The 10,618-nt window shown below is 61.0% G+C and carries 9 protein-coding genes; 7 read left to right on the top strand and 2 right to left on the bottom strand.

The window, feature by feature from the left end:
• Window positions 1–270: 270 nt before the first annotated feature.
• Genes imuA through P0D68_RS15085 form a run of 3 tightly spaced genes read left to right on the top strand, consistent with a single transcriptional unit; the run spans window position 271 to window position 6,405 of the window.
• Window positions 271–1,110: a translesion DNA synthesis-associated protein ImuA gene (gene imuA / locus P0D68_RS15095; protein ID WP_408187016.1), complete on the top strand. Its 840-nt coding sequence runs from the start codon at window positions 271–273 to the stop codon at window positions 1,108–1,110.
• A complete protein-coding gene (locus tag P0D68_RS15090) occupies window positions 1,010–2,797 on the top strand; it encodes a Y-family DNA polymerase (protein ID WP_408296505.1) in 1,788 nt (595 codons plus the stop codon). The genes imuA and P0D68_RS15090 overlap by 101 nt, the downstream gene beginning before the upstream one ends.
• A gap of 5 nt (window positions 2,798–2,802) precedes the next feature.
• Entirely contained in the window at window positions 2,803–6,405 is a 3,603-nt protein-coding gene (locus P0D68_RS15085) for an error-prone DNA polymerase (RefSeq protein ID WP_408296508.1), read from the top strand.
• 114 nt (window positions 6,406–6,519) lie between these two features.
• Here P0D68_RS15085 and P0D68_RS15080 read toward each other — a convergent pair whose 3' ends face one another.
• Both P0D68_RS15080 and P0D68_RS15075 read right to left on the bottom strand, forming a co-directional pair.
• Window positions 6,520–7,440: a dTDP-4-dehydrorhamnose reductase family protein gene (locus P0D68_RS15080; protein ID WP_408296510.1), complete on the bottom strand. Its 921-nt coding sequence runs from the start codon at window positions 7,438–7,440 to the stop codon at window positions 6,520–6,522.
• A gap of 13 nt (window positions 7,441–7,453) precedes the next feature.
• Window positions 7,454–7,693: a heavy-metal-associated domain-containing protein gene (locus tag P0D68_RS15075; RefSeq protein WP_091795691.1), complete on the bottom strand. Its 240-nt coding sequence runs from the start codon at window positions 7,691–7,693 to the stop codon at window positions 7,454–7,456.
• 121 nt (window positions 7,694–7,814) lie between these two features.
• Here P0D68_RS15075 and cueR point away from each other — a divergent pair, with 121 nt between their 5' ends.
• The 4 genes from cueR to P0D68_RS15055 all read left to right on the top strand — a co-directional run bounded on the left by cueR (window position 7,815) and on the right by P0D68_RS15055 (window position 10,584).
• Entirely contained in the window at window positions 7,815–8,237 is a 423-nt protein-coding gene (gene cueR, locus P0D68_RS15070) for a Cu(I)-responsive transcriptional regulator (protein WP_091795688.1), read from the top strand.
• A 302-nt stretch (window positions 8,238–8,539) separates the two neighbouring features.
• On the top strand, window positions 8,540–8,686 hold the full coding sequence (locus P0D68_RS15065; protein WP_091795685.1) for a DUF3563 family protein: 147 nt from the start codon (window positions 8,540–8,542) through the stop codon (window positions 8,684–8,686).
• 281 nt (window positions 8,687–8,967) lie between these two features.
• Entirely contained in the window at window positions 8,968–9,267 is a 300-nt protein-coding gene (locus tag P0D68_RS15060) for a hypothetical protein (protein ID WP_408297002.1), read from the top strand.
• Window positions 9,268–9,543: 276 nt separating this feature from the next.
• The gene (locus P0D68_RS15055) at window positions 9,544–10,584 is read left to right on the top strand and encodes an ABC transporter substrate-binding protein (protein WP_408296515.1); all 1,041 of its coding nucleotides are present in this window, start codon (window positions 9,544–9,546) and stop codon (window positions 10,582–10,584) included.
• The last annotated feature ends 34 nt before the right edge of the window (window positions 10,585–10,618 follow it).

Raw genomic sequence — 10,618 nt, 5'->3', positions numbered from 1 at the left:
GTTTCGTGTGATCGTTTCGGTACCCATATTCGATCTTCATCCTTTCAAATCGCTCAAGCTAAAGCAAAAATAGCTCTTGTAAGAAAATATAAAGCTGCCACAAAAAACAGTTTCGTCCCCTCCCTCAAGCTTCTCCTACGCGCATCGCGTAGTCTCCCTCTGTCTTAACATTCATCTCAAAATACTGTATAAATATACAGTGAAAGATCGTCGACTCATGCTTGCCCGGTGCCGGGCAGGGCGGAGCATTCCCTATTCAAGAGCGTGTCTATGGCAGCAGCGATTCAGCTGGCGACGACCGCGCTGTCGTCTCAATTGCGGCGTCAGGTGTGGCAGGGTAATGAGCTTGCCGAGGCGGACTCGCGCGTGATCTCCAGCGGTTATGCCGCGTTGGATCGGTTATTGCCGGGACAAGGCTGGTCGGCCGGTGGGTTGACGGAATTGTTGATCGAACATGGTGGCGTGGGTGAAGTACGTCTGCTATCTCATGCGCTTTGTCATCTGACGAAGCAAGCCGAGCGGCATGTCATGCTTGTGGCGCCTCCGTATCAACCATGCGCCGCCGCATTGAGGGCTTGGGGCGTCGATGTCGAGCGAGTCTTATGGGTGCGCTCGAGTGAAGACCAGGCCCTGTGGGCCGCCGCTCAGGCCTTGAAGCAAGATGGCATCGGCGCGGTCCTGGTTTGGTTGCCGAATGCGCGCGCCGACAAGGTCCGGCGCCTGCAAGTGGCGGCTCAGGAGTCGGCGTCGCTGGCATTTTTGATCCGGCCTGTCGAGGCAGCCAGGCAATCTTCCCCAGCACCATTGCGAATGATTTGCGAGCCGCTCTTGCCGGCCAATGCGCAGACGATCAACCGTCGTCAATGGCTACAGGAGATCGGTTTGTCGATCGACATCTTCAAGCGCCGGGGGCCGCCGCCAGCTGAACCTCTTCGACTCGTTTTGCCTTTACAAAGCGGTTTGTTGCCGGAAAACGGAGTCGGCAGCCATCAAGGACTCAAGATCAAACATGCTGTGGATCGCAGTCACATTGCCACTCTTGTCACTGGAAGCGGTGAAGCCTCTTATGCCGCTCCCGGATGGTTCGCTCGCGAAGCCGAATCGACGTGAGTCGCGCGACGAGGCAGACCAACCTCACAATGTCGAAGAAATCCGTGAGGGGCGTTGTTACGCATTAACCGATCATGCGCACATTCTGATGCCGGATTTCGACGCCCTGCGCGCCGGTGTGCAGGCGGGTCAATCGCGTTCCTATGCTTTGGCGTTGACGCCGGAGCTTGAACTGCTTGCCGCCGATCCCGCCCGCGAAACTCAGTCGTTCGAATCAATCGCGCTTGCATTGCTCACGTACACACCGAAAGTGTCTCTAGCCGACGCGCATACCCTGTTGCTCGAAGTCGGTTCGGGGTTGAGATTGTTCGGCGGCTTGCACGCGTTGTTGTCGCGGGTGTCTGCCACGGTGGCGGAGTTCGGCTATACGGCGCGTATTGCCTGTGCGCCGACCGCCTGGGGGGCGTGGCTGTTGGCGCAGGCGCGCTGCGTTCAGCAGGGGCGTCGCTGGCATGTGGTGAAGGAGACTTCACTCGTGCGTGTGCTGGATGGTTTATCCGTATCGCTGCTGCCGGTCACGCCGGCGCATCGCGATGCGTTTTCGCATGTCGGCTGCGCGACGCTGGCCGATTTGCGTCAGTTGCCACGCTCGGGTGTCGTGCGACGTTTCGGCAGCGGTGTTCTGGATCTGCTGGCGCAGGCGTATGGCACGCGTCCGGATCCACGTGAGTCGTTTCGTGCGCCGGCGTCGTTCCACGCGCAACTGGAATTACCCTCGCGGGTCGATAACGCGGATGCCTTGCTGTTCGCCGCGCGTCGGCTGATTGTGCAGTTGGCCGGCTGGCTGAGCGCGCATCATGCAGCGCTCAGCGGTTATACGTTGCTGCTCGAGCATGAATTGGCATCCCGTCATGCGCCGAAGACATCGAGCCTGAAGGTTGCCTGGGCCATACCGTCGCGCGATGCCGAGCACCTGATCTGGTTGCTGCGGGAAAAGTTGAATCAGACGGTGCTGGCGGCACCGGTTATCGAGTTGAAGCTGGTGGCGGATCAGATCAGTGAATATGCCGGGCAGTCGGACACGTTGTTTCCCATGCCTGAATCGGACGGCGATTCGATTGCGCGTCTGCTTGAACGCTTGAGCGCGCGGTTGGGGCCGGAGAATGTGCTGCAGATGTCGGTGCGGGACGATCATCGTCCCGAGCGGGCAATGCGCGTCGAAGCCTACCAGGCGCAAGCGTTTTCACGCAAGAAGCGCTCGCCGGCTAAGTCCCGGTCGAAAGTCAAAGTGGACAAAACCTGGCTGACCGATGAGTTGCGGCACGCTGCGGCGGAAAAAAGGCATGAAGACGGCGAGACGGCCACGCAGGCTACGCAAGCAACCCAGGCAACCCAGGCAACCCGACTCCTATCCAGAACAAATAGCGCAAAAAACACCAGCACATCCACACCGCAACCCGGCAACGCGCAGGCATCCCTCGACTTACCCGACAGCGCGTTGCCTTCTCAACCTCGCCCGGTCTGGATGCTCGATAAGCCGTTGCGCCTGATGATGCGCGACCAGCGGCCGATCTATCGCCGGCCGCTGAAAATGCTCACGCGTACCGAACGGATCGAAGCAGGGTGGTGGGACGGCAACACTGTCGAGCGCGATTACTACGTCGCGGCCGATGACCGCGGTCATATGTTCTGGGTCTACCGCGAACGTCTTAGCGGCGAGTGGTATCTGCAAGGTTTGTTCGGCTGAACATCATGCCCCTATCGCCGCCATCGTTCCTTGCGCAGCAGGCACTCGCCACGCATTTGCCGGCGTATGCGGAGTTGCATTGCCTGACTAATTTCTCTTTCCTGCGTGGCGCTTCGCATCCTCATGAGCTCGTCGAGCAGGCGATGTCGCGCGGCTATAGCGCGCTCGCGATCACCGATGAATGTTCGCTGGCAGGCGTCGTTCGAGCTCATACGGCGTTGAGGGAGCTCAAGGACGAGCGGGACCGGCAGCAGAAAGAGCGCGAGGACAAGGCAAAGGCAAAGGCGGCGCAATCGAAAGCGCCTTCGGACGGCGCGACGGAAACCGGAGCAGCAGAACGTGAAACCGCGGAAACCGCGGAAACCGAGGAACCCGAGGAACCCGAGGCATTAAAACCCCTCCCTCATCTGATCATCGGCAGCGAACTCAATCTGACCGACGATACCGGCGAACCCTTCTGCACCCTGGTTGCGCTAGCAACCAATCGCAACGGTTACGGCAATCTTTCCGAGTTGATCACACTGGCTCGATCGCGCGCGGACAAAGGCAGTTATCGGCTCGGTCCGTCCGACTTTACCGATGCGTTGCCCCATCTTGCACATCTGAAGACGCTGCCCGATTGCATCCTGATGCTCGTGCCGCAACGTACGGCGACGCTCTCGCATACGCTGCGTTGCGCGCATTGGCTTGCATCGTTCGCTGCACAACGGGCGTGGATCGCACTGGAACTCTGGCAGACAGGTAGCGACGATCTTCAGATCGACGCCTTGCGCATGATTTCAAAAGCGAGTGGGTTGCCGTTGGTCGCGGCAGGTGGCGTTCTGATGCATGCGCGATCGCGCAAGCCGTTGCAGGACACGATGACTGCCATCGGCCTCGTCACGCCGCTATCGGCGTGCGGTCACGCGCTCGAAGCGAATGCGGAGCGGCATATGCGTACGCGTGTACGGCTCGGCAAACTGTATCCGCGCGATACGCTGGAAGAAACGCTGCGTATCGCTGCGCTATGCCGCTTCTCGCTCGATGAACTCAAGTATGAGTATCCCGAAGAACTGGTGCCCGCCGGCGAGTCGCCATCGAGTTATCTGCGCAAGCTGGTCATGGCCGGTGCGATGGAGCGCTGGCCCAAAGGCATGGACCTGAAGCGAATCGGTCAGATCGAAAAAGAATTGGCACTGATTGCCGATCTGAAATACGAAAAGTATTTTCTGACGGTGCACGATATCGTGAGTTTCGCGCGCTCCAGAAACATTCTCTGTCAGGGGCGAGGCTCGGCGGCGAACTCGATCGTCTGTTACTGCCTGCATGTGACGGAAATCGATCCGGTGCACATGAACATGCTGATCGAGCGATTCATCTCCCGCGCGCGCAACGAACCGCCTGATATCGACGTCGACTTCGAGCATCAGCGGCGTGAAGAGGTGATCCAATATATCTACACGAAGTACGGCCGCCATCGGGCGGCGCTCACTGCATCGCTGATTACGTATCACGCGCGTAGCGCGCTAAAGGATGTGGGCAAGGCGCTGGGTCTCGAGGCGTCGTTGATCGAGCGGATCAGCAAGTCGCAACAATGGTGGGACGGTACGGATGCGGTCGCCAGATATCTGGCCGAAGCGGGCTTCGCCGCCAACTCGCACATCACGCAGAATCTGATTCGCTTGACCAAAGAGTTGCGCGCTTTTCCGCGTCATCTGTCGCAACACGTCGGCGGGTTTGTGATCGCGAAAGACAAGCTGTCGCGGCTCGTGCCGATCGAAAACGCCACGATGAAAGACCGCAGCGTGATCGAATGGGACAAGGACGATATCGACGCGCTCAAGTTGCTGAAAGTCGACGTGCTGGCGCTCGGCATGTTGTCGGCGATCCGGCGCGCGCTGGAGTTCGTCGCATTGAGGCGCGGTTTTCCGAAGTTCAGGGTGCAGGATATTGCGCGCGAGGATCGGGCCGTCTACGAAATGTGCGGCCATGCCGATACGATCGGCGTATTCCAGATCGAATCGCGTGCGCAGCAAAGCATGCTGCCGCGCCTGAAGCCCAACAAGTACTACGATCTCGTGATCGAAGTGGCGATCGTGCGGCCGGGGCCGATTCAGGGCGGCATGGTGCATCCCTATCTGCGCCGCAAGCAGGGGCTCGAACCGGTCGACTACGCGAAGGACGAACTGCGTCCCGTGCTCGAACGTACGCTCGGGGTGCCGATTTTCCAGGAACAGGTGATGCATCTGGCGATGGTTGCGGCCGAATATACCGGTGAGCAGGCCGATCAGTTGCGGCGTGCCATGGCCGCATGGCGGCGCAGTGGCAATCTTGCGAAGTATCAGAAGGATTTGAACGAGCGGATGCTCAAGCGTGGCTATGAGCCGGCGTTCATCGAGCGCATCTGCAAACAGATCGAAGGCTTCGGCGAGTATGGTTTTCCAGAGAGCCATGCGGCGAGCTTCGCGTTGCTCGTCTATCTCAGCGCGTGGTTGAAGCGCTATGAACCGGCGGCTTTTCTGGCGGGTTTGCTGAACAGTCAACCGCTGGGGTTTTACTCGCCATCGCAACTGGTTCAGGACGCGAAGCGGCACGGCGTCAAGGTATTGCCGCCCGACGTGACTTTGAGCGATTGGGAGTCGACATTCGAGAGGCGCGATCATGAAGGGCAGCGGATCTCCGCGGAAGAGACCTGTTTGCATCGTCAGCAAACCGTACTATCTGCGCAGCAATTGCGCGATCTTTCGCTGCGGCATCTGACGGTCAGCAGAACGATCCGGCGCGCGGCACGGAGATTGACGGCTCGCGTGTTTCAGCCGTCCGGCACCTATGGCGCTCGCGGTCCCGCCGTGCGTATCGGCATGCATCTGATCAAAGGTCTGGCGCAAGGGGCCGCGGAACGCATCATGGCGGCTCGCAACGAGGCGCAGTTTGCCGATGTCGACGATCTGGCGCGCCGCGCGGCCTTGACGCGGCGCGATCTCGAAGCGCTTGCCGCGGCGAACGCGCTGGTCAGTATCGCGGGACATCGACGCGAAGCGTGGTGGGCTGTGACGGCGCAGCATACGGTGCCCAAATTGCTGCGCGACGCGCCGATCGCCGAAGCGCCGTTGGCATTGCCGCAGGCAGCCGAAAGCCGCGAAATCGTCGATGATTATGCGAGCCTCGGGCTCACGCTCAATCGTCATCCGCTCGCACTATTGCGCGCGCGTCTTGCGCGGCAGCGTTTTCGCACGGCCGCCGAACTCGCCGCCTGTCAGCACGGCACGCTCGCGAGAGCGTGCGGCATCGTGACCGTGCGACAACGGCCTGGCACGGCAAATGGCACGGTGTTCGTTTCCATCGAGGACGAGACCGGTTCGATCAATGTGATCGTCTGGCCGTCGTTGGTGGAGAAGCAGCGCAAGGTTTTGCTGGGCGCATCGTTGCTGGCGGTGTACGGCGTTTTGCAACGCGACGACGGTGTGGCTACCGGTGGCGACCATGCCGGCCATGACGTTCGCGAAAATCAGGCAGGCAAGGCGAAACAGAAAAACCGGGGCGAGGTGATCCATCTCGTCGCCCATCGCCTTGAGGACCACAGCGAATGGCTCGGTGAACTGGCGACGGCAAGCCGTGATTTTCACTGAGGCAGGCTTGCCGCCGGCAAGCGCGCCTTAACGTCGGGCCGTCGCGCCAGCCGCGTCGTACACATCAGAATACGGCGATCTGGCGTGGCCAGTCTCACCCGCAGGCACGACGTTCTACGCGCGCGCGTCACCGTGCCATGGAAAAGCGCTTAACACTTGCCGGATCGCCGTATCGAACGGCGTGCGGCGGCCAATCCCGAGTGCCTCGAGCCGGGTCGAAGCCAGATGGCAGTTATGCGGGCGCGGCGTCGCATCGATCGGCGTGCGTTGCGGTGTCAGGTGCGCGTCGAGTTGCAGCGCTTCGGCAAGGCGAACCGCGATCTCGTACTTGTTCATCGGTTCGTCACCCGACCATTGCACGATGCCGCGAATTGCGTCACCACGTGCATGCAGTTCGAGCATCTGCCGGATCACGAACGCGACGTCCGGCGTGAAGGTGGGATAACGGATCGCCCAGGCATCCATGACCGCAGGTTGGGCAGCCGGCGCAGCCGATGCCGCGATCGCCGGCACGAGGCTCGTCACGGCCGACTCCGCCCAACCGACGATCGGCCCGTACAGCAGCGGCAAGCGCAGTACGCAGCCGAGATCGGTCGCTTCAGCCAGCGCGCGCTCACCTTCGAGCTTGCTGCGCCCGTAGGCATTGAGCGGCGCGGGCGCGCAATCGTGCTCGTAGGGCGGGTGCGTGCCGTCGAACACGTAATCGGTGGAGATCGACAGTGTCCATGCGCCGAGCCGGTTTGCCGCCGTGGCAAGGGTGCGCACTGCATCGACGTTCAGCGCGCGGGCCAGCGCCGGATCATGCTCGCACACGTCCGGCCGGCGCTCCGCCGCGGCGATCACCAGCGCGTCCGGCGCTTCGCGCTCGACGAACTGCTCGACCGCCGACGCGTCGCGAATGTCCAGCGCGACTGTGCCCGGCGCCGGCCGGCTAAACGATGTGGCCACCACTTGCCAGCCGGCCCGCTGGGTCAGTTCGTCTGCGAGCGCGCGGCCTAGCAGCCCGGAGGCGCCGATGACAGCAACTTTGAACATGCCGTGAACTCGCTTAACGGACTGCGCCGGACGCGTTCGTCGTTGCGCGGCTTGTCACGTTCGTCACCGTGTAGCCGGCTTCGTCGATGGCGGCCTTCAGCGTCTCGGCCGGTTGCGCCGATTCGACCGTCACGCGCCCGGCGCTCAGGTCCACCTGGACTTGCGCGGCTTCATCGTGTTCGCGGATTGCGTTCGTGACCGCCGCGACGCAATGCTGGCAGCTCATACCTTCAACCTGGAATTCGATCGTCATTGGGATTGCCTCGGAAAATGGATAGTGCGCCAGTTGAATTATGCCTGCCGATCCGCAATTGGGTGATGACCTTCCCATTATGGGAAGGTGTAGGATCGACTCTCACTCTGGGGAAACGTCCATGAATATCGGCGAAGCGGCCCGCGCGTCGGGCGTCACGGCGAAAATGATTCGCTACTACGAAAGCGTCGGCCTGCTGGCGGCGAAAGCGCGCACGAATGCCGGCTATCGCGTATACGGCCCGCAGGAGGTTCATTCGCTGCGGTTCATCCGTCAGGCGCGACGGCTCGGCTTTCTGGTCGAAGATATTCGACGGCTGCTGGCGCTGTGGCACGATCGCTCCCGCGCCAGCGTCGAAGTGAAGAAAATTGCGCTGGAACACGTTGCCGACCTTGATCGCCGGATTGCCGAACTGACCGACATGCGCGACACGTTAGCGCACCTGGCCGACCATTGCCACGGCGATGATCGCCCCGATTGTCCAATTATCGAGCGGCTTGCCGACTCCGACCTGGTTGCGGGGCAGGGTTGTCATCCGATTTGATGTCTTGCGACGTCCGGTGCTACCCGAAGGCTGCGTTAGGTGGCGCCCGAGTGGGTTAAGCACCAATATTGTGCTTCAAAATAAGGGGCGAGATCAGACATGACAAAAAAGTCGAGTTGAATTCAGCAAAATCAATAAGTTGCACGCACCATGCTCGTGCACCATTCCAAAACGGAATGCACGTCATGCGGGCATTTCACTAGCATGGTTGCACCATAGGTCTATAATCCGGGTTAACCCTTTTACGGGAAATCCCTGATGCCCAATCCACCGGGGATTCAATCTGATCCTTGGAGAACATCATGTTTGCATACGTACTTGAAAAGCTGAGCACCTGGTTTGAAACTGCTGAACGCACCCGTCGTGAAGAGTACCTGGCGTCGTCTTCGGACATCGTCCAACTCGAACAGCGCATCCGTTCGCTCGAAACCGGCGGCTACTCGCTGTAAGTTTCAAATGCATCAAGTGTGACCCGGTAGCGCTATTGCGCGGCCATGGCAGTAAAGTGTTGAGCCCCGTCTATGCGGGGCTTTGTCACATCTGGGCGTTGAAAATTCAGGTGGGGCGGCGCCCGGAAGCTACTCGTGGCGAATATCGACTAGCTTCGTGGCTACTGTCGCGGTAAGGTAAAGCGTTTCCTGCGCAATCCGGCTTCTCAAACTCAACCGGCCCGCTCATGCCATCTGCCCGCCAGCACCAATTACTCCTGGTCTTGACCATTGCAGCCTCGATGGCAATGGTTTTTGCCGCGTCGAGCGCTTCTGCTGCGTCGGCCAACACGCGTAAGCCGGTGATTCTCGACTCCCAAAATGGTATCAGCGACGGTCAGAGCGGGACCGTGCTTCAGACCGCGCCGCTTTCACGGCAGCCAATCGTCGAAGCGCAGCCCATCGCGACACCGACCGAATTGGCGCCGAACTCGTCGATCCCGATCGTGGTTGCGCCTTATATCCCGCTGCCCGTAGGCGGGACCACGTCTCGGCCAACTCAGCCACAGCCACAGCCTCATCCAGCGCCTCGTTCGCAATAAGCGCTCGCGCGCGATTGTTGCCGGCGGTTCTTCTCCATCTCCGCTAATGCCTCGGTGAGCGGCTATTGCGCGGGCCACCGGGAGGATGCTCGCGGCTACGCCTGTGCTTTCGAGCCAGTGACGAGCCCTCGTGGCCCGCGCCATTGGGGTTTGGGCGCATGGCGCGGGCGAAACCGTCCGACGACAATCATCGCGCGGTCTTTCGCCGGCGACTCTGGCCATGCATCGATCGCGCGGTTGCCGAATCGAACGAAAAACAGAATAAGGAGACATTGAATGCCGACTTACTGGATGCGACAGGCCGCCAGCGCCTGCGTCACGCTGCTTGCGCTGGCCGCGCTGCCTGCCGCCGCGCTCGCCAAAGAGACACCGGAAAAGCCTGCGCTGACGATGGCCGTCGGTGGTCTACCGGGTCTCTACTATCTGCCGGTACTCGCCGCGCAACAGCTGGGCTACTTCAAGGACGAAGGCCTCGATGTCACGCTCGAAGACTTCGCGGGTGGATCGAAAGCGCTGGAAGCGGTGGTGGGCGGTAGTGCCGACGTAGGCGCGGGCGCATTCGAGCACACGCTGTTCATGCAGGAGAAAGGGCAGCACTACCGGGCCTTCGCATTGATGGGGCGCGCGCCGCAGATCGTTGTGGCGGTGCTGAAGTCGAAGGCGGATCAACTCAAGACGATGGCGGACTTCAAAGGCGCGAAAGTCGGGGTGAGTGCGCCGGGTTCGTCGACGGATCTCGTGCTCACCGTGGCTTTGCGCAAAGCGGGCGTGCAGCGCAACGAGATATCGGCGATCGGTGTGGGCAGCGGCGCCTCGGTGCTCGCGGCAGTGAGCGGCGGGCAGATCGACGCGCTTTCCAACGTCGATCCGATGATGACCAAACTGGCTCGCACCGGCGCGATCAAAATACTGGTGGATACGCGCACGGTGAAGGGCACGCAAGAGGTGTTCGGCGGGACGATGCCGGCGGCGACGCTTTATGCGTCGGACAGTTTCATCCAGAAGTATCCGAAGACTACCCAGGCGCTCGCCAATGCAATCGTGCGCGCGGATCATTGGCTGCAGACCGCGAGCGATGCGGATCTGCTGAAGATGGTGCCGCCGGCCTATCTGCTCAACGACCCGGCGCTTTATGTGGAGGCTTTCCACAACGTGCGCGACGCCTACTCGCCGGACGGACTGATGCCGGCGGACGGGCCGGCGACCTCGTTACGCGCGCTGTCCTCGTTCGATACCCGGCTCGACCCGAAAAAGATCGACCTGAACGCGACCTATACCAACGACTTCGCCCACAAGGCCGCGGCGCAGCTCAAGTAGGCGGGAATGACGGAGCGGGCAGCCGGCTCTGCGC

Origin of the sequence: Paraburkholderia sp. RL17-380-BIE-A, from assembly GCF_046028085.1 — a bacterium.
GTDB lineage: Bacteria > Pseudomonadota > Gammaproteobacteria > Burkholderiales > Burkholderiaceae > Paraburkholderia.
This window is presented reverse-complemented; position numbering and strand designations above follow the sequence as displayed.

Bases quoted from the DNA above. Each gene is read 5' to 3' on its own strand.
- P0D68_RS15080 (WP_408296510.1), bottom strand. From the start codon at position 7,440: ATGTTCAAAGTTGCTGTCATCGGCGCCTCCGGGCTGCTAGGCCGCGCG.
- cueR (WP_091795688.1), top strand. From the start codon at position 7,815: ATGAATATCGGCGAAGCGGCCCGCGCGTCGGGCGTCACGGCGAAAATG.
- imuA (WP_408187016.1), top strand. From the start codon at position 271: ATGGCAGCAGCGATTCAGCTGGCGACGACCGCGCTGTCGTCTCAATTG.
- P0D68_RS15090 (WP_408296505.1), top strand. From the start codon at position 1,010: ATGCTGTGGATCGCAGTCACATTGCCACTCTTGTCACTGGAAGCGGTG.
- P0D68_RS15075 (WP_091795691.1), bottom strand. From the start codon at position 7,693: ATGACGATCGAATTCCAGGTTGAAGGTATGAGCTGCCAGCATTGCGTC.
- P0D68_RS15055 (WP_408296515.1), top strand. From the start codon at position 9,544: ATGCCGACTTACTGGATGCGACAGGCCGCCAGCGCCTGCGTCACGCTG.
- P0D68_RS15060 (WP_408297002.1), top strand. From the start codon at position 8,968: ATGGCAATGGTTTTTGCCGCGTCGAGCGCTTCTGCTGCGTCGGCCAAC.
- P0D68_RS15065 (WP_091795685.1), top strand. From the start codon at position 8,540: ATGTTTGCATACGTACTTGAAAAGCTGAGCACCTGGTTTGAAACTGCT.
- P0D68_RS15085 (WP_408296508.1), top strand. From the start codon at position 2,803: ATGCCCCTATCGCCGCCATCGTTCCTTGCGCAGCAGGCACTCGCCACG.